The following is a 23,556-nucleotide window of genomic DNA, read 5'->3' as shown; positions in this document are numbered from 1 at the left end:
ATAGTTTCTTTATTTTGGAGCGTAAAATAAATGGAGTATTACCTTTTAGTCCTCGCGAAATTCGTGATTGGATTTTTGATAGTCATTTCCCACCTGAACTTTTCAGGCAAGACACAGCTCTCGCAAATGACCCCTGTGGATTTTATCGGCAACTTTGTGCTTGGCGGCATCATTGGCGGCGTAATTTACAACGACGTCATTCCTCTTTATCAATACGTTATCGTGCTGGTAATTGGCGTATTACTCATTTCGCTGTTGAATTCCATCAGTAAGCGTTTCTTTATGTTCCGCAATTTTGCCATTGGAAACCCTATTCCCATCGTGAAAGACGGGAAATTCATCATGGAGAATATTCTCAAGCGTAGAAACAAGATTGATATTCTCAATGTGGCTTCGCAGTTGCACACACAGGGCATTCACTCCTTCCAGAATCTCAAATATGCCCAAATCGAACCGGGAGGCCAAATTACGGCCATCTGTGAAGGCGCTGAACTGCCGTCGGTGATTCTGATTAAAGATGGCAGAATTCGACTCTCTGAACTGGATGCCATCGGCAAGGATGAAAGCTGGCTCAAGGCCAAACTCGACGGATTGAAGGTGAATGATCTTGATCAGGTCTTTCTCGCCGAGTTCTGGCGTGGCGAAATTACACTGGTGATGGCCGATGGAAAGGTCTGCCGCTAGCGGCTTAAGGCAAAGAGATGATCGCGCGTATAATTTTGCCGCCAGCGATTAATTAGTGACCTCAACTGATTGAAAATTCAATGATTTGAGCAGTTATTCGGCAAATGGAATCGAATTGCAGATATCTCTTTGACAAGGGCACCGACTGACATTACTATTCGCCTCGTTCACACGATTCCTCTGTAGTTCAGTCGGTAGAACGGCGGACTGTTAATCCGTATGTCACTGGTTCGAGTCCAGTCAGAGGAGCCAAATTTAGAGAAGCCCGCTCAAGGAAACTTGAGCGGGCTTTTTGCTTTTACCTCCCCCTTTACGCTAATTTTTCTTGCCGGGAAAGCACAGATATTGGATAAAAAAAGTCAGTCAGGCTTAATTGACTGGCATTGTGCCTCGGCGTATTTTTTGTCAGGACGCCTATATCAGGAGACAACCGACCTAGTGATTAGCGTATATTTCTCCCAAAGTTTTTCTTTGCTTTCGGCAAGTTCGGGTAACAGCGGAATACATTCCACCGGACACACTTGCTGGCATTGTGGTTCATCATAATGACCCACACATTCCGTGCAAAGGTTCGGGTTAATCACATAAAATTCATCACCTGCAGAAATCGCGTTGTTAGGGCACGCCGGACGGCAAATATCACAGTAGATACACTCTTCAGTAATAGTCAGTGACATCGCGCAGCCTTATGATTTCCAGGGTGGGTTGAAAGGAAGCTGTACATTTTCCGGTGCTGCCGTGCGTGCAACGTTAGGTTCCTGGGCAAGCAGCCCGAAATAACTGTCCAGTGCGGTCAGCTCAACCACACCTGACTCTCCAAAACGCACTTTGAATGCGTCATAGGTGGCATCCTGCACCATATGTGTTTTATGAAGTTCGGTGACAAACTGATAGGTAATGGCTTCATCGTGGGTCATATGCGGAGGTCTGCGCTGTGCCGCCAGGGCATCGGCAGTTTCACGGGTCACCCCTGAGCGTAAGGCAATCGGCTCATGGATATACCACTCGTAGGGCGATTGCATTTCGCGTCCGGCAATCAGAATGGCGAACTCACGGATGCGTTTAGGCAATTCGGAAGTGAAACGCACGTGCTCACCCAGCATCTGAACACGCGTCAGTAATTCCGGGCTTCTCAGTAACACCGAAAACGGCCCGAAAATACAACCGCGCGGTCCAGCACTTATTTTTTAATCGCGGCAAGTTGCTCCGGGCTGGCCTTCTGCGGATCCATATCTGGCAATCTGTCCAAGCTCAGGTCGCTGTCAGAGAACTTGACGTCATCACACTGTGCGGGCCATTTCAGTGGGTCGCTGATTTTCTCTGCCTGTGCAGCATGCGCCGCACCGTTTGCCAGTAAGAATGCCATCGCCACTGCTGTTTTTTTAAACGTATTCATTTCTGACTTCTCTGTTTATTGTAGATATTGGCCTCAACTCTGAAGCCCATTTTTCTGAACCCGCCACCCGGCGGCGTCCAATGTTCTTTATGTAACCTCGTGGAAAGCATCAAGCTCATAACACAACGCATAAATGCCGAAGAGCAACTTGTAATGGCTCAGATCTATCCCCTGTTTACGCGCCGACTCACACTGAGCAAAAAGACATATATCCGCCATCACAGGAGAAGCACCACAGCAAAACGGGTGGTGTACGGCTCTCTGCGACAAGGTTTCTTCTGCCACCTGCAGGGATTCGTCCAGCCAATGCAACTTCCACTGACTGATACCGGTTTCGGTCATGCCAGACGCACGCAGCCTGTCTGCCACACGACGGGTGATCAGCGGGTGATAATCGGCCGCGAACAGAGAGGCAAAACTCCGGCAGGCGGCCCGCTCCAGCGGATCGCGAGGCAGGATGTCGTGCCCGGCATGGATATCGTTCAGGTATTCGATAATGGCCAGTGACTGTGTCAATATCTGACCGTTATGCATTAACAACGGCAGCTTTCTTTGTGCATTGAGTTCGCGGTAAGAGGAGGTAAGATGCTCCTCCTGTTGTAAATCGACCTCAACATATTGATAGCTAATATTTTTTAAACGCAATGCAATGCGTACCCTGTTCGTCGCAGACGACGTACGGCAACCATAGAGCCTGATCATAAGCTGTCATCCGCCGTCTTCAGTGAGCCACGCTTCATCACACCCACGAGCCATTTGAAGAAACCAGGTGCCTGCAGGAGGATCATAAAACCAAACGCGGCCTGATAGGCTATTTGCGGATAATGACCTGCGACATCCATTGGCCAGAATCCAATGATCACCCCGAACCAGCGTTTGCGTGAGAAAGGCACCGAACAAGATAAGCAGGTTGAGACAGGTTGCCGCGCGGCCGGTCATTGCCGGTGACACATTTTGCGCGACAATAGTGTATTCAAGGCCAGCGATGGTGCCGATGAGTGTGAAACCTATCGACAAGGCGGGAAGCAAAGGCACGATATTTAATGCACAAAGCACCTGCACGGCCAAAAACAGCGCAATACCGATCCCCCCACGTCGAGCGGTTTAATGTTAAATTTTCCGGCCCATTGCGTTACCGCTCCCACGGACAACGACCCCACCACGACCGCGCCCATGCCAATGAAAAGATAAACGGAGGTTTCCGCGTTGCTGTACTGCCCGACATCCTGCAACCATTTCCCCATCCACAGTCCCTGCAAACCAAAAGCGACAGTGTGCGGGAGCAGCAACAGGCTGATCACTTTGCGAAACGCCCGGTCTTTATATACCTCAAGCAATGAGGCGAGGCTCGGCCACTTCACCATTTTGTGTTCAACAGGATCTTTCGGTACCCACAAGGCGATGGCCAACATCACCATCAGCGTGATGCCTGCCATGACAAAAAACAGCGTCCGCCAGGAGATAAATCCTACCAGCCAGGCAACCGGCAAGGTTGACAACATCGCGCCCAGTCCGCCTGCCGCCAGGAGATACCCATGAATTGACGGTAATTTGCGTACCGGCACCCAAAATGACAGCACTTTAATTGAGCCCATAAAACATGCCGCCAGCCCCAGCCCGATGAGGATTCTCGCCAGCAATAAGGTGGTGAAGCTATGCCCGATACCAAACAGCACCGCCCCTGCCACCGCCACGCCAAGCAGAGTAAGCTGCACACGTTTCGGGCCATAACGATCAAGCGCCAGCCCGACCGGCAACTGCGCCAGAGAAAATGAGAAGAAATACGCACTGGATAAAATGCCAAGCTGCCCGGCCGACAGCGACATTGCCGAAATCAGAAAGGGTGCTAATACCGCATTAATATTCCTGAACAGAAATGACGTGCAATGCCCGAAAGCAAACGGCAAGAAGATGTGCGTCATTACTTTTGATGCGCTAAGCGACGGAGACGAAGATATTTCAGCCATGATGATACCTTTAATAATTAAATAATTTATTTCGAATGAGGTGAGTAGGTTTTATCTCCATCGTTTCGTAATAATGTTCCCTGCTTTGCCATACCCGGCAAATTCTGGATCACATACAAAACCAGATTTTCATCCTCCTGATTAATAAACTGATGCTCACTCCATGCCGGCACATATATAACGTCACCGCTGGCCAACGGCGTCGGGGATGTATTATCCAGCACCAGTTCCCCCTTTCCGGATATCACCACGTACAGATGCCAGAAAGAGTGAGAATGTGGCGTGGTGCGGTCGCCGGCAGGAATAACCTGAACGGTGACAGACAGATCATGCAAGGTTTCTCCCTGCTTCTCGCGATGGGGATTTTCAAGAAACAGTGCACCGCGGGCGGTGAATTCTTCGGTTTGCAGGGCCTGCAAAATAGATGACTGTTTCCAGATGACGCTCTCTTCGCGAGGCCGCTGGTTATCCACCAGATAGCGACTGAATGAACGCAAGTTTCCCGTCTGTAAGACGTTCTGTTCAGTCATGCTGATGCCTCCACCGGTGTCGTGAGCGGATATTCCTGACGGACGAGACGGCGCAGGCAACTCTTCACGCTGATATTCGCATCCTCAAACTGTCGCGAGGGCAAATGTGGGCGAGGCAAGGCGTGGGTATAGTAATGTGGACCTTCGACAGGGAAACCGATCGCCCAAAGATTTTCGTCGGCCACTCCGCTGGCATTAATCGGATGCAGCTCTCTGTCTACCGCCATACCGCCCGGATGATAATCACCATTCATATAAGGCGTAATGAGTCCGGTTCTTGAGCAGATTACAAGTAAGCTCGCTGCCATCCGTCAGAGGGGAATATGCGTCGAGTCTGGCGATAATAATGGCGTCTACCGGGCTCTGGTAATTTTGCCGGGTAAACTGGCCGCGCAGGACGAAGCGGGACTGGCTTTCATCGCAAACAATCCCGGTCGCCGGACCGCCACCCAGTGTGACGACACCGGCCGCAAACAAGGCGAGTAGCTCCTGGTTTCTGCGCAGCGGAGGGCCGAAAGAGATGCGATTAATAATCGGATTAAAGGATTCGATAAAGTAGCGGTGTGATTCTGGTGTCAGCCCGTTCCATTCAACCGCCCGGCGCAAGGCTTCCCGCACATCGCGCAATACATCGGTCGCCGCCTTTAACGGGCTGTTCATATTGCCTGATTTAGCCTGTTGCAGGTCATGATTAACCATCTCAAGGAAGAATGCACACCAGGACGGGTAGTCATCAAAGGTCCTGTTGCGCAGCGGCCAGAGCACCTGCTCAATCTGCGCAACAACATGTTCGTCGACGCTGAATGTGTCCGGATCCAGCCGTGTCTGCGTCAGCGCGCACTGCCAGGCATAAGCCATCTCTTTAATTAAGAGCGGCAATATCTGCGATTGGAAATCGATCTGTTTTGAATTCCGTTCGGCAATATTGCTGGCAGCGATCGCCTCTACCACCGCAGGCGTCAGAAATTGCCCGGTATGACGACCGGTTAGCCCCTTCTGATTAATACCCCTACCCGCAAACGGCAGACACTGGCGTGAGGACAACACTATTTCCGGCTCCCTTCCCGAGGCGATATATTCAAGCCCGTCACCGGATTTGATATAGCGTCCCCCGCGCCCGAGGGTCAGCGCCGAAATCGCGTCATGCGCCGTCAGGCCGAATCCCTGAATAAGCACCCGGCATTTTGCCGAAAGCGTATCAAGCCGCTTAACCGGATAGGGAGAAGCGCGATAAGCCAGCAGCGGATTGCGATCACGATGACGCTCGCAAAATGCTGAAAAATGGCTATCGCTGTGCGTGGGTTTACGGTATCCGTGCCCGGTGGTCAGAAAAACGAAATCACAGGCAATACTTTTTCCGTCTTGCAGAGTGACTGTAAAACGTTCGTCTTTGGTCAGGTTCACGGCAAACTGACGATATTCGGTAATCGTGATATTTTCCGGTAAAAGCTTAAGCAAACGCCGATAGTAATCCGCGAGGTATTCACCCAGCAGCGATCGGGGCAAATACTCCATATCCGTCAGCTCTGCCCCGACGCCATTTTGTGTAAAGGTATCGTTATCACGCCGGTAACCCGCCGTTTTTGCCCACTGAATAAACGATTCGCCTCCGGCTTTCAATGCTTGGCTGTTACCTGCAAACAAGGTGATTTGAGAGGAGACCGTATTCACCAATAAATGCTCAGGTTGTTCTGCCGGATGGCTCCCCTGCCCCGGATTTCCCGGATTAATAATATGCAGATGAATAGGATCCTGAATATCATCGTTAATGACATTTTCAATAATACGGTCAAGGACATTCAGGCCACGAGGACCAAAACCAATAATAGCGAGATGATTAACGCGCACGGATCTCTCCTTCTGGCGGAAGGTGGAGTTGTACAATATTTTCTTCGCCCTTAAAGCGCGGGAATAACGTTCGTACCTGCGGATCATGGCCGGGAATAATGCAGGTAAGGTCGGATACAAGCTGCTTCATGGTATTATGCGCTGCCAGCATGTCGGGAATATCCATCACGATTGGAAACGGCGTTGAGGCATCGACATGGTGCCAGTAATGCGCAGAATCGCTGGCCAGGACAATTTTGCCACGCGCTGTATTTACCGTGACAATTTGCAACCCTGCGGTGTGCCCCCCACAAGCTGCGTATTAATACCCGGTAAAATTTCCTCATGCCTGCCGACATAGCGCACTTTACCTTCATGCAGACGATAAACCGCATTGGCAATATTCTCGGGATCATAAGGCGCTCTTACATAGCGGTGCAGCATGTGTCTGCCGGTGCAGTAATGCATCTCTTTTTCCTGCATATACAGCGTGGCATTGGGAAAGGCCTTCAGATTGCCGATATGGTCATAATGCATATGCGTGACAATAATTTTTTCAATGCGGTTTGCGTCGACATCCAGCTTTTGCAACAGCGACTCTGGCGTACCGTAATAATGTCGATTACGTTTCACGGCCAGCTCGCGATTAAATCCGGTATCCACCATCAGTACGGTATTTTCATGGCGAATTAACCAGCAATAAAAATCCAGCGGCATATCACCGTTATCGTGTTCATCGTGCGAAATAAAGTTTTCATTACGCGACCGGTTTTTATGCTCTGCGTAGCGCAGCGCATAGACTTCATATTCAGGTATCATTTTTAATTCCGGGCAGTTTATACAGTGACGATTCTGGCCATTTCTTCGAAAGGCGTGGTTTTGTCTTTATTTTCGAAAAAGAAATGTGACTCACCAAAGGCAGGTCGCAGATGGTCCAGCCACGAGGCCTGCGGGTCATATTTGGCAAAGAAGGGCCGACGTACCCAGTCCGGGTTACGCGCCTGAAGAAATTGCAGCGCAAAGACTTTCTCGCCACGGATTTCTGTTATCCCATCAATCATGACTTTACCGGGGAAGGCACTCATTGAAGGGCCGCGCACCGTCCTCGCCAAACCGGATACCGACTGATAAGCTTGCTGGAATATTTCCCAGGCTTTAAAGAGAGGAAGCCCGAAATATTCATTGGGGCCGGTATCCCGCTCGACAAACATGTAATAAGGGATAGCGCCGAGACGTACACCGGTTGTCCACAGGGTCGCCCACCCTTTTGGATCTTCATTAATATGGCGGATAAGTGGAGATTGCATTCTCACCGTAGCACCGGTGGCAATAATACGCTTCAGCGCAGTCTGGGCTATTTCAGGCTGGATCTCCTGAGGGTGATTATAGTGCGCCATCAGGGCAAGATTTTTCCCCGCAGCCACAACCTCTTCGAACCAAGCGTAATACATCGTCAGCGTCTTTATCGGTAACATAGCGCTGCGGCCAGTAAGCCACCGACTTTGTACCGATACGTATATTCTTGATATGGCTAAGCTCAGGAATAAGCAGAGGACGAATATAATCACCCAGAGCGCGCGCATTCATAATCATCGGATCGCCGCCCGTGATCAATACATCGGAAACTTCAGGATGACGCTTGAGATATTCAACCAGCAGTGCGGAAGTCCGCGCCTCAAATTTAAGTTCATCCATGCCCACAAACTGCGGCCAGCGGAAACAAAAGGTGCAATAAGCATGGCACGTTTGACCCGCAGAAGGGAAAAATAGCACGGTCTCTTTGTATTTGTGCTGAAGCCCCTGCACTGCCTCACCGTTGAGCATAGGAACATTATGTGTAAGCTGGCCCGCCGGGTGCGGATTCATACGATGGCGGATCTTATTAATGATCATCTGCAAACTCGCTTCGTCTTTATTCTGACGAAGAGCATCACTGAGCTGAGAAAATTCATTTTCCCTCAGCATTTCACGATGCGGGAAGGTCAGACGAAAAATAGGGTCATCGGGAATATTATCCCAGTCGATAAGTTCATCGAGAATATATTGATTGACACGAAAAGGTAATACCTGACTCAGCACCTCAACGGTATGTTTCATTTCGGGAGTGAACTTTTCCCATTGGGGGCTTTACTGATAGTACGTTGGGTATAAGGGATAAACTTCGTTACGGCTGTCATTTTTATTACTCACCTTGCCTTCAATTTAAAAACATGACTAATGGCCCTCTAATGGGGCGCATTTTTAATACTGATATTTATTTTTTATATTCACCGGGTACAGACAACAACAGCGAATTCCTTAATTATCTAATTTTTCACCCACTGTGGCCGGCTTACTCCCCGTATAAGGCCATAAGCCCCATAACACAGCAGTTCAACCAGAATCAGAGAGGAAAAAATACTCACTGAAAGCATTAGGCCATAATCAGCGATGTGAAAGATGTAAAAGACCGCAACAGGCGTCACCAGCGCAGTGAAGATACTGAAATTAATCACACCAAGACGGTTATTCGTCATCAGGACAGAACGACAATATCCGCGGACAATCCACAGTGTCGAAATACCGATAATAGCGATAAAGAAGTACGCATTCATATATAATGCTTTACTGCCTGCCGGAAACAAATTAAAGCCACCCAGAATGACACACAGTAATATAAATAACACCGGCGCAACCAGACACTGAACGCTGAGAAATTTGAATAGTGATTTTCCCGGCGGCTGATGGCCCAGTATCTTGAGCAGAATACTTTCGATATCGAGCACCGAGCCTATCGAAATACATATCATCCCGAAGGTCAGCGGCCAGTATTTTAAAACAGTGTCTCCTTCGGCGACTTGCCCCAAACAGATCACAACGATGATATTACTCATCAGTGATGAAGCTGACATAAGGAAAGCCGAAGCGTTACGGCGCTAACAACGCAGCATAGTGATGACCTGTGCTGTCATATAAACGAATGCCCTGCCAGCGTACCATAATGAACAACAGGGCCGCCTCGGTGTATGCTCCGCAAACCAGCGCCACAATGGCCGCCATATCGACAGGCACCTGAAATCGGGTCAAGGTAAAACAACCGATGACCGAGACCAGCACCCGCACTAAAGAAGCCCGGCTCATTAGTGCAGTTTTTCCTTCCAAAATACAGCATCCCTGCAAATACCTCCTGACGGCTACGGCCAATAATGAGAGTGAAAAGAAATGCGTGATGAATACAATATGTGGCGTCATCTTCGAACTGAATATTGAGACGGCAATATTGAATATAACAAAGACACTGACAGCCAACAGCATGGCGAATATCAGCGTCACCCTGCTCTTCCTTATTTTGACAACCACTGCACACAAAGGAAAAACAAAGGCATTGGCAAACATAAAGGTACTTAAGGCTATGGCATAATCTCCGGACGCCTGCAGACTATAGGCAGACAGAATGACCGAAATAAGCGGTAACTCCAGATTAAGTAAGCTAATACTGATTGCACTTGGCCACCATAACCTCAACATCCCCCATGTATTCATTCCGTGACCTCATTACCGACCTGTTGCATACGCTGATAAGGAATATATTGTTCAACCAGCCATTGATAATCTTCTTTCAGAGACGAATAAGAGGATCCCCAAAGCAGGATACCGCCAATACGGTCGCGAACACTTTGCGGACGAACAAGCAACGAACCCTGTTTCACTTCCCACACCGTTTTATATTCATTTGCGATATTGATGTCTTTCGTCAGGTCGGCATATTCCCCTTCCCGATGGGGATACCACACCCAGGCGGCATAAGTTTCTGTCTGTGGCACCGGTTTCTGCCACTGCCCCATTAGTGAACGAAAATGCTGCTCTTCAATATTACTTCCGGAGCAGAGTGCATGCATTTGTGGGATCCAACCACCCGGCGCCCGCGCTGCAATCTCTAAAAATACGATACGGTTATCCTGAGTGAGGAAAGCTTCGAGGTGCGTGGCCCCGTCCGGCACATAGCCCAGAGCATCAAATACGCTTTGATTGTATTCATAAAACTGCTGATACAACGGGTCATTTTTTCCAGCGGCAGGCTACCAATAGGTTTGCCCTCAATGAATTCCGCATTCGGATAGCTGTATTGGCAGATATAAATCTCTTCGATTTTGCCGTTAAAAATCAGCGAGTCGATATGGTAAAGACGCCCTTCGATAAACTCATCGAGCTCATAGTTCGCGACGTCACGGTTATCACTGCACCAGCGGCGTAACGCGGCAGGATCCTCAATTTTAGCGATCAGCTCACTCCCCGCCGAGTCAATCTGCTTGGCAAAAACGGGATACCCCACGGCCTTCTCAATCTGCTGACAGTATTTTTCCGGCTCACGCTGATACTCTGCCGGCGAGAATGGCAGCACCCTGGGAATAGCTATGTTCCCGGCTTCCATTACCGCTTTCATGCGCAGCTTGTTGATGAATGGCTCTATTTGCGCAAATGTCGCGCCCTTAATACCCAATATTTCACGCAACCGGGCAGCATGGCCGAGGAAATACTCGTCATTAGTGATGATGCTGACTTCAGACATATCGCTGATATGTCGCTCAGCGAACAAATCGCGGCAAGCTTGCTCGAGATTGTCGACGGTAAAAGGGTCGCAAATTTTGATATCGTCAAAACAGACCTTTTGATCTTCAGGCAGATTTCCCCATCCCTGATGTCCGGTAAGCAAACAGACCGAAAACTGATCGCGGTCGATTAATTTATTCCAGTCAGCACGAAAGGTGACAATATTTTGAAGAATGATAAATGTTTTCATATTAACAATTCTCCGGTGAGTCCTGCTTAATAACCGTTGACCAGTCGTGAGTGTTTACTGTCTTGCCATAAAAATCAGTCACTGTTGCGGTGTCGGTATTCCAGTGTTCGCTGGGAACAACGACTTTTCCGGATGCACTGGGAATATCGATAACATGCTGCGGGAAGGCCAGACCGGAAAGTTCATTGCGTAATTGCGTCATGATCGCCATTTCATCTTCCAGGCTCATAACAAAGCGACGCGTTGAGGTCACTTCCTGACCATGATAAATATAATAAGGTCGCACACCCAGTTCGAATAAACGCAGGAACAGCGTTTTAAGTGTTTCTTTATTATCGTTGATGGTTTTTAAGAAAACGGTCTGTGTTAACATCACATAACCCATTTTTCTAAATGCATGAATCAGCTCGATGACTTCAGGCTGAAGCTCATCAGGATGATCAATATGCAGGCTTAAATAGACCGTTGGTTTTGCTTTTGCCAACTCTTCCATTAATTCCATACGTACTTTGCCAGGGTTTTGTAACGGATAACGCGTATGGATCCTCACCACCTTAACATGTTCGATTTCTTTCAACTTGTTAAACAGGTATTGCAATCCTTTCGGGTTGGTCAGAGGGTCACCCCCGCTGGCAATGACTTCATAAATGGTCGGATCATTGGCGATATACTCAACAATATCATCGATCTGAGACATTTTAAGTCTGCCTTCAACGTCCAGACCTACCCCGACACGATCCTGACGTTCGCAATAACGACAGTTGGCCGCACAGGTATAAGAGAGCAACACCAGCAACTGACCATCATATTTTCTTACCGTGCCGAATACCGGTGTCGAGGTCTTTTCATTTAATAAATCCACATCCAGATTAGCCGGCAAGTTTTCATATTCTGGGTTAAACTCATACATATCTCTGATTGCGACGCTTTTCTTAATCAGCTCTCTTAAATAAGGCGTGGTTTTTTCAGAGAATCGGGTTTCTTCTTCAAATTGTTTAATTTTAATCATATTATCTTTAGACATGCTCATAACCTTTGTATTTAGTAGGGTACAGAGTGCTCGCCGGCATTTTCATTAACGCAGTTTCTGACGGGTAGCCCGTTCATTTTTTGTCGAACCAGTTCAGCGGATTTGGTTCGCATTTCGAGAAAAGATTCTTCCGTATAAAAAGCGGAGTGTGCGGTCAGCAGCACGTTATCCAGCGTTCTAAAGCCGTCGGGAATGTCAGGTTCATTTTCCAGCACGTCCAGACCAGCAGCCGCCACTTTTCCTGATTTCATGGCTGAAAAAAGGGCGTCAGAATCAATAATTCCGCCACGCGCCGTGTTGACCAGCAAAACACCCTTTTTCATCATGGCGAATTCGGCGTGTGACAACATATGGTGAGAAGTGCGGTTTAAAGACGCATTTACGGAGATGATGTCTGAGCTAGTCAGAAGATTTTGCAGAGATTCGCAGCGAAAGACACCATGCGTTTTATCCAGCCCGCTGACCGCATATGGATCGTAGAACTGAACATCCAGACCAAACGCCGCCGCCCTTCTTGCAACCGCGCCACCGATGCGGCCAAAACCGATAATGCCTAATTTACGACCACGTAGGCGATAGAGCTTTTTGACACTTGCCCAATCCCAGCCGCCTTGTTTGACGTGGATATTGATCTCTTCAAGTTTTCTCGCAATGCCCAGCAGCAGTGCCAAAGCATGGTCGGCAACTTCCTCAGTGCCATAATCAGGAATATTAAGCACAGAAATACCCAACTCACGAGCAGCAGAGATATCAATATTGTCAAAACCCACTGCTGCTTTAACAATGGTCCGGCAATTTTTTAAACTAGATAAAAATGCTTTATCGAAATTAACGGCAGGGACACATGCCCATATAATAAGATAATTGACTTCCGTAAGCATATTTAAGGGGAGTTCACTCACATGACTAATATGAACTAATTGAACATCATTCTCGGCTAATATCTGCTGCTCGACAATGGCTGTTTTGAAATGCTTTTCAGTCGTTGAATCGATGATTAAAACCTTTTCTCTACTGGTGTTCAAATTGCCGTCCTTAATGAGGGAATAAACTGATACTTTTAAAGCACCATGACCAGGATATATCTGATAAAAAGCTCTTCGCCATCCCTGAAATTAGACATTGATGGCACTGACTCAGCCAGACGATGACTTACGCCGCCTGGAAGGTTAATCCTGGAAGGTTAATAATGAAAAAACATCTCACTTATAAATAATTATTTTATATGCTCAATGACTTTTTCGCTCGAAACGACCGGATGATGAAAGTTGATTTTTCAACAAATTTTCACGGGCAGACTTCTTTTCGTACGCATATTTCAGTCAGGGTTTTTTCGATAAGTAATATTTACCAAAATGAAAAACATGATACAATTTCATTAAATTGATTTCAGTAATGACGAAAGAGAATGGTGATGGGCTTATATCTTGATATGCATTCAGTTGAGGCTTTTCTTAAAGTTGCCGAGCTAAATAGCTTTACCCTGGCAGCAGAGTCACTTTGCATCACTCAGTCAGGAGTAACCGTTAAAATTCAAAAACTTGAAAATGTGCTTGGATTTCCGCTTTTTCACCGAACGCCGCGTCATATCTACCTTTCGCCGCAAGGCGAAGTGTTCCTTTCCCGGGCTCAAAGCCTGATGGCGGCACACGCCAGCGCGTTAACAACGCTCAACGTCTGTGAAAATATCCAATATATCAAAATTGGTATTAGCGACCATGTACTGGATATCCCGCTCATGCAGACGATTCAAAGTATCAGACAAACTTATTCCGATCTTATGATTGAAGTTAAAGTAGACAGTTCTTCAAAAGTTCTGTATGCACTAGAAAATAAAAAATTAGATATAGCAATTATCACTCAGGATGGCGATAAAAAAGGCGGAGAATATCTACGGATTGAAAACTATAGATGGTATTGCTCTCCAACTTTGGCTTTTAAACAGGATAAAATCCCGCTAATTACCTTAAGAGAATCTTGCCGTATGAGGAAGCTCATTCTGGACTTATTACTTGAAGCTCGAATCCCGTGGTTTGATAGTTTCCAAGGCGGCGGAATGGATACCATCATTGCGGCAGCAAAATCAGGGCTGGGGATTGTCCCCTTACCAGAAACCGCGCTCACAGTTTCGGATCTGAAAGAGCTAACGGACGCCAGTCACTTTGTTAGTCTTCCGAAAATACCATCGGCGCACATCGTTACCTATGACAACTGCCTGGATGTGCGCTCCAGAACGATGCTTAAGGATCTTTCTCAGGCAATAAAAAATCAGATGTTGAAGATGCATGATGCCGATGAGTTTGTTTCCCTGAGTAGACTGATGGCGGTTTAACGTCTCCGCCCTATTCTATTTTGTTAGAAAACCATACTTCGGCGTAATGCTTGTCTCTTGGGCTTTATATGTTCCTGTCTGTGTAGCTTTTTGTCGATAACAGTAGGATGCGCAATGAAAAGCATTAGCCTCGACGGAGTAAAGTACCATGGACGGCGGCCATTGTTACCCGCTCCCTAGCTACGCTTATTTTTGGGGGACGCCATAGTAATGTTCACCACATACAACAAAGGCTCCAAACTCCTTTTGCTCAACACAATCTTATCGGTGGTCATTCTGGTTATCTTGACAGAAAGGTAATTCAGGTTTAGCTTACTTATTAGCCACTTGCTGGCAAAGGCGATCCCAGTCAGAGGAGCCAAATTTAGAGAAGCCCGCTCAAGGAAACTTGAGCGGGCTTTTTGCTTTTCAACTGGTAGCAGGCGCAACCAATGGTGAGAACTCTTCCCAATGCATTTTCAGTTATCCCTCCGCATCGGGACAGATTGGTGGTCAGATTTGAGGGCATTTCGATACAATTCTGAAGTGGCCACCGTATGTCTCTTAACTACAGTTAAATCCGCAAGTTAAAGCCCTCTGAAAAACCCTTAAGAATCTCTGATTCCCACGGTCTGTACATTTTTGTAGATCCAGGCGGTTCAAGTCTTTGGTATCTCAAATATCTCATCAACAAAAATAATCTTGCCTTAGTTTAGGCGCTAACCCTCTCATCTTTGCCGCCAATACCCGGTAGCAGCGTGATGATGTTCGACGATTACTCGCGCAAAACATCAATCCCGCCCAGCAAAGACCCGCTAAAAAAATATCACTATCCTGAAAAAACGCTTAAATCCGTGGCCCTTGTGGAGCATTAGTCCATCGCCGATTTAACAGACTGCCCGGCAGATTTGAAGGCGAAGCCGTCATCGGCGCAATTGTTGAAAATGCCAAGTTTAAACTGGTTTATCGGGTAATGGATCCCGATACGGCAGATTGGGTGGCAAGAATGTCCGGCACCATCTTAGTGGACGATGAAGTCCGAAAGGCGAAAACCGATGCAGTGCTGACAGAAAGTATCGACAGTGAACGAACCATAAGACAGGCCGAAACGCTTCTTTATCGACAGCAACATGATCCTTAACCTGCCCGATTTTGTCAGGTTCATTTTTATGACAAAAGCACTCCCGTCTGCTTCTCTGATTTCGCCCATCAGGGTGAAAAAACGCGAACTGGAGATCTGTGCCGTGTCGCCCGCGATTGCCGCCTCAGTTACAACGGTGAAATCCGCATTGGATTTTAGCGAGGAGGAAACATCCCTCGAACCCGCATCAACACCAGATATCACCATAATGCGGCCCGGTCTTTTTCGATGAGGTGGAGGAAAAAGACACGAGAATATCGAACGCATATAAAGAGGTAAACCCGTCATTGCTGGATTTTTAAAGGGGGAATGATGCTGATCACCGCATACCGTGAACGCCAAGCGCGACACCGTGAAAAAAACAACGACTGCTGAATTTTCTGAAGGAAGAAACGTACAGTGACTTTAAAACACTGATGCTGCTGTTCGGCTTCAGGGATCATAAATCGCTATATTCCCTTCTTTCAAAAGTCGAGGGCATGAGCTTAATACAAAAGCACGTCTTGGTATCGCGCACCATGAAAATTTCATTGTGGGGCATAACCAGAGACGGACTGGCCGTTGTGTTAACCCCAAACGATGCGCTTTTCCCGGCGCGGTTTGAGCCGTCAAAAATCACCGGCTGGACACTCGAGCATCACCTTGATAATCAGGCAGCCCGTATCATCCTGGAGCAAAAAAGCGCATCCGCGTGGATAAACGGTGATCGCTCGACTTTCACTAAACGCTATTAAGTAAAGCACCGCCCGGATGGTTTCATAACCTTCGCCGACGGAAAAGTCATCGCTATTGAAACCGAGCGCCGCATGAAAACGAAAGTGCGCTACCAATCGATCATCGTTAGTCACTTGCTAGCGAGGACGAGTAAACATTGGATTTATGTGTTTTATGTCGTGCCGGATGTGCAGAAAAAACGTGCTCTACAACTGCTGTTTGATAGCGTTAAGCACGTCATAGTGAATAACCAGCATGTCCAGCTAGAAGAGCGGCATAGGGGGTGTTTAGGGTTTATACACTAACAGAAACTGCGAAACCTTGAGCTGGAAAATCATATCTGAAGTTGGTTAAATCACAGCTAATTTTGATAGTCGGCTAAAGGGATGATATTGATTCGACGATGCAATACTTCCCCTCAAAAAGGAGGGTGTAGCCATGAACAAGAGAAAATACATTTATTAGATTGGTGTTTTCGTGATTCTCCTCCCTTGAGAAGGCTTCACCATAACTTACTACTCCTACTAACGATCTAATACTTTGATTATTAATGGGAATTCTCTCTTTATTTTCCTAGGTTAGAGGATTTAACACTTCCTGAGGCAAGCCCTATTCAATCGAATCTCTAGGAAGATATATTACATAATCGGATAAAAGGCCATTTTGCAATACTTACTCACCTGAAATAGACGTAAAAATTTTGTGAAAAATGCTTTAAAAACAAAATTAAGAATAAATATTACATCTCTAATACTTCAAAAGTTATTTATTTCTTACGTTAAAAGCAATAATATAAGACTAATAAACGTTTTATTTTACGTAACCATTAGAATTTTAGGGATCCACAGCATGGCAGCCTTCGATACTGATTATTGCTACTCCTTTCCAGCGGTGAGAGGGATCCAGGCAGGTCGCCCCTTCTACATCGCCACTTGCCCGATGCGAATCATTCCCAAAATCTTCAGTTTCGATGAGAATGAAGTACCGCCTGAATTGCGCGCGCAAAGAACGCTTAATAAGGCTCGCATTCCAGAGATGGTTCGCTACTTACTTGAAAATCCAAGTGATTATGTTTTCTCAGCTCTAACTGCCTCAATTGCAGTTGATGTGCAATTTGATGAGTATTCTGGGTCCAATAACCTAGGGACTTTACGAGTGCCAATGGAAGCTCAAATTTTGATCAATGATGGTCAACATCGTAGGAAAGCGATAGAGGACGCTTTAGAAGAACGGCCCGAACTGGGACAAGATAACATCCCCGTTTTATTTTTTGTAGATGAAGGACTTAAACGCAGTCAGCAAATGTTTGCTGATTTAAACAAATACGCAATTAGGCCAAGTCCATCTCTTGCGACTCTCTATGATCATAGAGATATTAGTTCGAATTTATCACGATACCTGGCAATGAACATTGAGCCTTTTATCGGGTTGACTGAAATGGAAAAATCCAGCATCAGTAAGTTTTCCAATAAGCTATTCACTCTCAGTAGCATCAAGCAAGCTACGCGTTCCCTATTAGGGAAAGATCCCAAGGCCAACGATGTAGAGCAGTGTTCTGACCTTGCAGCCCAATATTGGCAAGCGATATTTTACGTCATGCCAGATTGGCAACTAGCTGCAAAAAAAGAGGTATCTCCTGCACAGCTTCGCCAAGAGTATGTCCATGCGCACGGTATAGGGCTACAGGCTCTAGGGTTGCTAGGAAATTGCTTGCTTTCTGAACACCCTGATTTATGGCAAAAAAAATAGCAACACTAAAAGAATTTGACTGGCGAAAAAGTAGCCCAGACCTAACCAAACGCGCCATGCAACATGGTAAACTTAGTAAAACTACAGCTTCTATTCAGCTTACCTGTAATGCTTTAAAAATCGCATTATCGCTCCCCCTTTCAAACGAAGAACAAGAGCTTGAAGCTCAAATGGCTATCTCATGAGTAAACTAATTCAGGCCCACGATCTGGCCGATTATGAAGACTTCATCAATCAAGAAAACTTTGCTGGGAGGCCCCTGGCAGAATATGTATCTGAAGTACAACGTATCTATTGTGCTGATAAGCGCCCGTGGGTAATTGGATATAGTGGGGGTAAAGATTCCAGTGCTGTCATTACGTTGGTATACCTCGCATTGTTAGGATTACCGCCTGCCATGCGGCAGAAAGACGTTTTTCTTGTTTCATCGGACACTCTGGTAGAAACCCCTGTCGTCGTCGATTTGATTAAGAAAACTATGTTGCGAATTGAAGCTGGTGCAAAACGCGCTGGGCTACCGATAACGCAGCATTCAGTCATGCCGAAAACTCATGAAACCTTCTGGGTTAATTTACTGGGTAAAGGTTATCCGGCCCCAACTCGTAGTTTCCGCTGGTGTACTGAGCGAATGAAAATCAACCCGGTCAGTGATTTTATCAAAGATAAAGTCAGCCAGTTTGATGAAGTCATCGTGGTACTCGGATCACGCAGTAGCGAAAGCGCATCCCGTGCGCAGGTCATAGCCAAACATAAAATTGATGGCACACGTTTGGCGAGGCACACCACGCTCGCAAATGCCTTTATATATACCCCTATTGATACTTGGGACACTGAAGACGTCTGGAAATTACTTCGAGGTGCATTCCGTTATTCCCCAGATGATATCGATGAGTGGGAAAATCCATGGGGAGGTAACAACCGCCCGTTGTGGACGCTGTATATGGACTCTTCCGCGCAAGGGGAATGCCCGCTCGTTATCGATGACAGTACGCCATCTTGCGGAAGTTCTCGCTTTGGTTGCTGGACCTGTACCGTTGTTACTAAAGATAAGGCTATGGAAAGTCTGATCCAGAATGGTGAAGTCTGGATGTCGCCGTTGCTGAAATACCGGGATCTCCTGGCATTCACCACCGATCCTGTAAATAAGGACACTTACCGAAACTATAAGCGTCGTAGCGGCAAGGTGAGCTATCAATACGCTAAAGACGGTGAGGAAATAAGCGCTGAACGCAAGCACGTTCCTGGTCCTTACTGGATGAAATACCGCCAACAATGGTTGAGAGATCTACTTGAAATTGAACGAGATATGAACGCTCAAGGCCACACCATCACCCTTATCACTCAACCTGAACTACACGCTATACGCCAGGAATGGTTAAAAGATCCAAATGAGCCTGACTGGTATGACGCCATGCCAGGTATCTATCGTGAGGTCTACCAAAAAGATTTGGATTGGGTTGTTGATGACCAGTCGCGATTTGATGCAAGTGATGCTGACTTACTTATGCAAATAGGCCAAGGGTTTGATGTAGTACCTGAGATGGTTATGAAACTAATCGAGCTTGAAGTATCGATGGAAGGTCTTAGTCGCCGTCAAGGTATCTTTGACAAACTCGGTACAATCCTCAAACAAGATTGGGGGAGCCTGGAAGAGATTAAACAGCAGCAGGTAGCGTTGCAAACTCGCAATGATCGTGATGTTCATCAGGAAGAAGTTATGAAACTGGAGAAGGAACTTCAGGAACTACAACGCCGAATTGTTGATGCTGGTGAATTCCCTGTTCTTGCTGGTGAGGAAAAAGAAAGTGTTAATTAAGCAACTCGTGCTGAATAATTTCCGGGTATTTAGCGGTTCCCATACCATCGACCTAGCGCCAAGAACTCGTTCCCATGAGGCACATTCTCGCCCAATTATTTTATTTGGTGGTTTGAACGGTGCGGGGAAGACCTCGATTTTATCTGCCATCAGATTGGCTCTTTATGGTCGATTAGCTTTTGGTTCTTCCACACAGCAACAAGACTACATTGAGCAACTGAGCGAGTTGATTCATAACGGTGCTGAAACTACTCAGCGCCCAGAAGACGCGATGATCGAACTGACATTTACCTATAACAAAGGCGGTCAGGAGTCAGAATTCACTGTTACCCGCAGTTGGAAAAAAGGCAAAAAAGACAAGCTTTCACTGCAAGAAGACGGCCAACCTCGTAGTGAACTGGACTATGACCAATGCCAGGGATTTCTAAACGAGTTAATTCCTCATGGTATTGCTGATCTCTTCTTTTTTGATGGTGAGAAAATTGCAGAGTTGGCGGAAGATGAATCCGGAAATATTCTGAGAACTGCTGTACGTCGTCTGCTGGGATTAGATCTAATCGATAAACTGCGCAATGACTTAGTGATATTCGTCAAGCGTCAGCAATCGAGCCAGTTAGAAGGCTCTCAACAACAGAAACTGGCTGAGCTTGAGGATCAAAGCAAAATGTTGTCTCATCAGACAGAAGCATTGCTAGAAAAAGCAGATTTCGCGAAAATACGAACTGATTTTCTTTCCAAAGATATTAGTCGATATGAAGGCATGTTAAATGCACAAGGCGGCGCATTTGCGCGGACGAAGACACAAGAAAAACAGAAAGTTGAGACGCTGTTAAAAGATAAAGAACGTTTGGAGAAGGAATTACGACATGAATGTGATGGTTCTTTACCCTATGCTCTCGCCCCAAACATTTTATCACGCCTATTAAACCAACTTGCTGAAGAAACAGAGATTAAGCAGGCAAAAAATTTCGAGAAAGAGCTTAGTCTTTTTTTATCTAAGCTTAAAAATGATATTTCCTTACGTTCCAGCAGCGAGAGCAGCACAAAAATAATTGCCACTGAAGCGATTGAAGACAATCTGAAAGAGTATATGTCTGCTAAACCTACAGGGGATTTACTATATGATATCTCTGAGCGTGAAGTAGGTGTATTACAGCAATCTATCAAACAAGACAGTAAGAAAGCCTGGAAACGGTTTGAGCTTAATCGCAACCAACTAGCAGAAATAGAACAGCAGCTGGAGCAGGCAGCTGCAAATATTGCACGAGCACCGGAAGATGATCAGTTGATCGATATTTTCGAGAAGCTGCGGGAACTTGATCGCCAACGGGAAGCTGAGCGACAAAAATATCGCGCCCTTCTCGAAGAGGCAAAACTGACTAAACAACAACAACTGGATTGTGTCCGTCAGATACAAAAAGCACATGACTCAACCAGAAATCAACATAGCCTTAGCAGCGCATTTAAGAATGCTCAAGAGACGATCAATTTACTGGACCGCTATAGTGAAGTATTGACGCAGGCCAGAGTCAGAAACGCTGTCAACGAACTTTGAATTGGCCTACCGTAAACTGGCCCGTAAAGAAGACCTGCAACTTTATTCACATATCAATCCTGAGACATTTGATGTCGAACTTGTTGACGAAAATGGTACTGTTATTAACCGTAAGCTCCTTTCAGCTGGTGAGAAACAGATATATGCGATCGCTATTCTCGAAGCGCTTGCAAAAACTTCTGGTCGGGATTTACCAGTGATTATAGATACGCCGCTAGGTCGCCTGGACTCTCAGCATAGGGATAAATTAATTAACCATTACTTCCCTTATGCCAGTCATCAGGTTGTTCTTCTTTCTACCGATACTGAAGTGGATGAACGTTATTTTGTCGATCAGCTGCGTGATGATATTTCTCACGCATATGAAATCGTGTTTAACACTCGTACAAAATCATCCTCTCTTAGACCCGGCTATTTCTGGGAACTAACCAAGGAGGCTATCTGATGCTCCCAAATCGAATGGCACTTAACCGTCAGACTGAAGAACCAGCTTAGGAAGTTAAAAGGATATACGGGGATTACGCCCAATGTTGCCGCCCGGCTAGCGTTTTTCCGCTCGGTGGAGAGCGAGTTCCGTTATTCACCAGAGAATGATAATAGGAAACTGGATGGTGCGATGACGCTGGATAAAATTACGTGGCTGGGTGATACACTACAAGCTACAGAATTAGTTTTGAGGATGCTTTATCCTAAGCTAGACCAAAAACTTATAATTAAAGCATGGGCAGCACATGTTGAGGATGGAATCGCTTCAGTAAGAAACCATCGAAATTTAAGAGACCTTTTGATTTCATTGTAATATTAACCATTATGCTAGTACATAATGTACTGGCATATAAGGACATAAAATGGAAATTACTTTCGAGCAGATTAAAGAACTAACAGAAATAGTTACCAGCAAAGATTGGGTGGATTATGTATCCTCAATCGGGAGTTTAATTAGCTCTGTGGCAATAATACTTTTAACCTGTTATATTTTCTTTAAAACACCTAATCAAACTGCTCGTAGCAAAGTTTATGAAAAAGAAGTAGATTTATTATATAAAGCCTTCGATTGCTTTTGCTTATTTTCTGATGCTGTAGGATTATATGTCTCGAACAAAAACAGAAAGTATAAAACATTGAGCAATCCTGAAAATAAACCCTTAGAGGAAGGCTTTATCATCAAAGAAAAACAGTCCTCAGAGGATGTCTACCCTGCGTTTAAATAACAAAATACGGCTTCCAGCCTCTTACATTCAATAGGTGCTTTAGAGCCTAAAAAATGTGTAGATAGCTATAAGGGAAAAACCGTAGAACTAAGAGAACTTATAATCGACTTTGAAACAAGCCATGAAAATCCCGATACTGGGAAATGCAAGGAGATTTCAGATAAAATTGAAATAATAAGAGCCGAATTAGATACGATAAAAAACTGTTTTTTCAATAAAATAAGAGAGTTTAAGGACGAGATAAAAAAACAAATTTAATAAAATGGGGGCACCCCATTTTATATTAATATTATAAATCAAAGAAATTTTTATCTATTTCATAAATTTCATATGTACTTACCTTCGCAACCCCCATGCCATTTTGGACTAAAAGTTCACATAACTGCCCACCATCAATAAGAGTAATATTCATACCTTGTGCTTTTTCCGCACTATTAACTGCCTGTTTCGGTAAAGCATGACGATGAGAAAAATACCCCTTTGTGTGCTCCTTTTTGGTTCATCGAGCCAATAAATTCTCTAATTTCACTAGGTGGTACTTTTTTACTATTATATCTTTTAGCTTGGATATATATTTTTTCTAAACCTAATTTATCTTCATTAATAATGCCATCAATGCCCTCATCCCCGGCGCCACCAACAACCTTGCCTGCCTCAGACTCGTGCCACCCATATCCCATCTTTAATAACAGTGTTACTACAAGTCTCTCAAAGAAAGCTGGGTCCGAAGAATTAATAGCATCAAGCAATTGCTCTTTTATGGTTTTAATATGTTCAATATATTTCCCATGAATTATCTCTTCTGGTAGTTGATCTTTTGTTACTTTTTCAATTTTTAGAGGGCT

At 45.8% G+C, this 23,556-nt stretch carries 23 protein-coding genes, 1 tRNA gene and 7 pseudogenes; 12 read left to right on the top strand and 19 right to left on the bottom strand.

What is annotated here, in order from left to right:
• Positions 1 to 30: 30 nt before the first annotated feature.
• Together O1V66_RS03445 and O1V66_RS03440 are read left to right on the top strand one after the other, a co-directional pair.
• Positions 31 to 684, top strand: a complete 654-nt coding sequence (locus O1V66_RS03445; protein WP_045047166.1) for a DUF421 domain-containing protein — start codon at positions 31 to 33, stop codon at positions 682 to 684.
• Between the two features lie 176 nt (positions 685 to 860).
• Positions 861 to 936: transfer RNA gene (locus O1V66_RS03440), tRNA-Asn, on the top strand.
• Between the two features lie 167 nt (positions 937 to 1,103).
• Here O1V66_RS03440 and O1V66_RS03435 read toward each other — a convergent pair.
• The 18 genes from O1V66_RS03435 to O1V66_RS03350 all read right to left on the bottom strand — a co-directional run bounded on the left by O1V66_RS03435 (position 1,104) and on the right by O1V66_RS03350 (position 13,239).
• Entirely contained in the window at positions 1,104 to 1,361 is a 258-nt protein-coding gene (locus O1V66_RS03435) for a YfhL family 4Fe-4S dicluster ferredoxin (protein ID WP_072045059.1), read from the bottom strand.
• Between the two features lie 9 nt (positions 1,362 to 1,370).
• Positions 1,371 to 1,826 carry a carboxymuconolactone decarboxylase family protein gene (locus tag O1V66_RS03430; RefSeq protein WP_269128098.1) on the bottom strand — a complete coding sequence of 152 codons (456 nt, stop codon included), beginning with the start codon at positions 1,824 to 1,826 and terminating at the stop codon, positions 1,371 to 1,373.
• A gap of 38 nt (positions 1,827 to 1,864) precedes the next feature.
• On the bottom strand, positions 1,865 to 2,080 hold the full coding sequence (locus O1V66_RS03425) for a hypothetical protein (RefSeq protein ID WP_269128097.1): 216 nt from the start codon (positions 2,078 to 2,080) through the stop codon (positions 1,865 to 1,867).
• Between the two features lie 87 nt (positions 2,081 to 2,167).
• Positions 2,168 to 2,782, bottom strand: a complete 615-nt coding sequence (gene maiA / locus O1V66_RS03420; protein WP_045047167.1) for a maleylacetoacetate isomerase — start codon at positions 2,780 to 2,782, stop codon at positions 2,168 to 2,170.
• On the bottom strand, positions 2,779 to 2,922 hold the full coding sequence (locus O1V66_RS03415) for a hypothetical protein (RefSeq protein ID WP_269128096.1): 144 nt from the start codon (positions 2,920 to 2,922) through the stop codon (positions 2,779 to 2,781). The genes maiA and O1V66_RS03415 overlap by 4 nt, the downstream gene beginning before the upstream one ends.
• Before the next feature lie 198 nt (positions 2,923 to 3,120).
• Entirely contained in the window at positions 3,121 to 4,047 is a 927-nt protein-coding gene (locus O1V66_RS03410; RefSeq protein ID WP_269128094.1) for an MFS transporter, read from the bottom strand.
• A gap of 26 nt (positions 4,048 to 4,073) precedes the next feature.
• Positions 4,074 to 4,577, bottom strand: coding sequence for a cupin domain-containing protein (locus O1V66_RS03405; RefSeq protein WP_052673385.1), 504 nt, complete (start codon positions 4,575 to 4,577; stop codon positions 4,074 to 4,076).
• The gene (locus tag O1V66_RS03400; RefSeq protein ID WP_269128093.1) at positions 4,574 to 4,831 is read right to left on the bottom strand and encodes a hypothetical protein; all 258 of its coding nucleotides are present in this window, start codon (positions 4,829 to 4,831) and stop codon (positions 4,574 to 4,576) included. The genes O1V66_RS03405 and O1V66_RS03400 overlap by 4 nt, the downstream gene beginning before the upstream one ends.
• The gene (locus O1V66_RS03395) at positions 4,821 to 6,545 is read right to left on the bottom strand and encodes an FAD/NAD(P)-binding protein (protein WP_269128092.1); all 1,725 of its coding nucleotides are present in this window, start codon (positions 6,543 to 6,545) and stop codon (positions 4,821 to 4,823) included. The genes O1V66_RS03400 and O1V66_RS03395 overlap by 11 nt, the downstream gene beginning before the upstream one ends.
• A gap of 132 nt (positions 6,546 to 6,677) precedes the next feature.
• Positions 6,678 to 7,223 (bottom strand): MBL fold metallo-hydrolase, encoded by a 546-nt coding sequence (locus tag O1V66_RS03390; protein WP_269128091.1) that lies wholly within the window; start codon positions 7,221 to 7,223, stop codon positions 6,678 to 6,680.
• A gap of 17 nt (positions 7,224 to 7,240) precedes the next feature.
• Complete coding sequence (locus O1V66_RS03385; RefSeq protein ID WP_269128090.1) at positions 7,241 to 7,801, bottom strand: hypothetical protein; 561 nt, start codon at positions 7,799 to 7,801, stop codon at positions 7,241 to 7,243.
• Positions 7,788 to 8,501, bottom strand: coding sequence for a hypothetical protein (locus O1V66_RS03380; RefSeq protein ID WP_269128089.1), 714 nt, complete (start codon positions 8,499 to 8,501; stop codon positions 7,788 to 7,790). The genes O1V66_RS03385 and O1V66_RS03380 overlap by 14 nt, the downstream gene beginning before the upstream one ends.
• 209 nt (positions 8,502 to 8,710) lie before the next feature.
• Positions 8,711 to 9,277: a hypothetical protein gene (locus tag O1V66_RS03375; RefSeq protein ID WP_269128088.1), complete on the bottom strand. Its 567-nt coding sequence runs from the start codon at positions 9,275 to 9,277 to the stop codon at positions 8,711 to 8,713.
• A 34-nt stretch (positions 9,278 to 9,311) separates the two neighbouring features.
• The gene (locus O1V66_RS03370; RefSeq protein ID WP_269128087.1) at positions 9,312 to 9,926 is read right to left on the bottom strand and encodes a hypothetical protein; all 615 of its coding nucleotides are present in this window, start codon (positions 9,924 to 9,926) and stop codon (positions 9,312 to 9,314) included.
• Entirely contained in the window at positions 9,923 to 10,282 is a 360-nt protein-coding gene (locus O1V66_RS03365; RefSeq protein ID WP_269128086.1) for a hypothetical protein, read from the bottom strand. The genes O1V66_RS03370 and O1V66_RS03365 overlap by 4 nt, the downstream gene beginning before the upstream one ends.
• Positions 10,283 to 10,320: 38 nt before the next feature.
• Positions 10,321 to 11,184, bottom strand: a complete 864-nt coding sequence (locus tag O1V66_RS03360) for an ATP-grasp domain-containing protein (protein WP_269128085.1) — start codon at positions 11,182 to 11,184, stop codon at positions 10,321 to 10,323.
• 1 nt (position 11,185) lies between these two features.
• A complete protein-coding gene (locus tag O1V66_RS03355; protein WP_045047174.1) occupies positions 11,186 to 12,208 on the bottom strand; it encodes a KamA family radical SAM protein in 1,023 nt (340 codons plus the stop codon).
• A gap of 17 nt (positions 12,209 to 12,225) precedes the next feature.
• Complete coding sequence (locus O1V66_RS03350) at positions 12,226 to 13,239, bottom strand: C-terminal binding protein (RefSeq protein ID WP_045047175.1); 1,014 nt, start codon at positions 13,237 to 13,239, stop codon at positions 12,226 to 12,228.
• A 383-nt stretch (positions 13,240 to 13,622) separates the two neighbouring features.
• Between O1V66_RS03350 and O1V66_RS03345 the strand changes: the two genes are divergently transcribed.
• The 10 genes and pseudogenes from O1V66_RS03345 to O1V66_RS03300 all read left to right on the top strand — a co-directional run bounded on the left by O1V66_RS03345 (position 13,623) and on the right by O1V66_RS03300 (position 22,711).
• Entirely contained in the window at positions 13,623 to 14,546 is a 924-nt protein-coding gene (locus tag O1V66_RS03345) for a LysR family transcriptional regulator (protein WP_082050973.1), read from the top strand.
• A gap of 210 nt (positions 14,547 to 14,756) precedes the next feature.
• Positions 14,757 to 14,984: pseudogene (locus tag O1V66_RS03340) on the top strand (hypothetical protein).
• Positions 14,985 to 15,103: 119 nt separating this feature from the next.
• Positions 15,104 to 15,397 (top strand): annotated as a pseudogene (locus tag O1V66_RS03335) (Arm DNA-binding domain-containing protein); the annotation flags it as partial.
• Between the two features lie 3 nt (positions 15,398 to 15,400).
• Positions 15,401 to 15,968, top strand: a pseudogene (locus O1V66_RS03330) (MFS transporter); the annotation flags it as partial.
• Positions 15,969 to 15,978: 10 nt separating this feature from the next.
• Positions 15,979 to 16,705: pseudogene (gene mobC, locus O1V66_RS03325) on the top strand (MobC family replication-relaxation protein).
• Between the two features lie 524 nt (positions 16,706 to 17,229).
• Positions 17,230 to 18,314 (top strand): annotated as a pseudogene (dndB, locus tag O1V66_RS03320) (DNA sulfur modification protein DndB).
• Positions 18,311 to 19,945 (top strand): DNA phosphorothioation system sulfurtransferase DndC, encoded by a 1,635-nt coding sequence (dndC, locus tag O1V66_RS03315; RefSeq protein ID WP_045047179.1) that lies wholly within the window; start codon positions 18,311 to 18,313, stop codon positions 19,943 to 19,945. Before dndB ends, dndC begins: the two are co-directional and overlap by 4 nt.
• Positions 19,935 to 21,945, top strand: a pseudogene (gene dndD, locus O1V66_RS03310) (DNA sulfur modification protein DndD). Before dndC ends, dndD begins: the two are co-directional and overlap by 11 nt.
• Positions 21,945 to 22,299: pseudogene (dndE, locus tag O1V66_RS03305) on the top strand (DNA sulfur modification protein DndE). Before dndD ends, dndE begins: the two co-directional pseudogenes overlap by 1 nt.
• A 49-nt stretch (positions 22,300 to 22,348) precedes the next feature.
• Positions 22,349 to 22,711 carry a hypothetical protein gene (locus O1V66_RS03300; protein ID WP_241481381.1) on the top strand — a complete coding sequence of 121 codons (363 nt, stop codon included), beginning with the start codon at positions 22,349 to 22,351 and terminating at the stop codon, positions 22,709 to 22,711.
• A gap of 434 nt (positions 22,712 to 23,145) precedes the next feature.
• Here the strand turns inward: O1V66_RS03300 and O1V66_RS03295 are convergent, their stop codons facing one another.
• A complete protein-coding gene (locus O1V66_RS03295; protein WP_269128084.1) occupies positions 23,146 to 23,460 on the bottom strand; it encodes a restriction endonuclease in 315 nt (104 codons plus the stop codon).
• Between the last annotated feature and the right edge of the window lie 96 nt (positions 23,461 to 23,556).

The organism is Rouxiella chamberiensis (assembly GCF_026967475.1).
Taxonomy (GTDB): Bacteria; Pseudomonadota; Gammaproteobacteria; order Enterobacterales; family Enterobacteriaceae; genus Rouxiella; species Rouxiella chamberiensis.
Note: the sequence above shows the minus strand (reverse complement) of the source record. Positions and strands in the feature narration are given on the sequence as shown.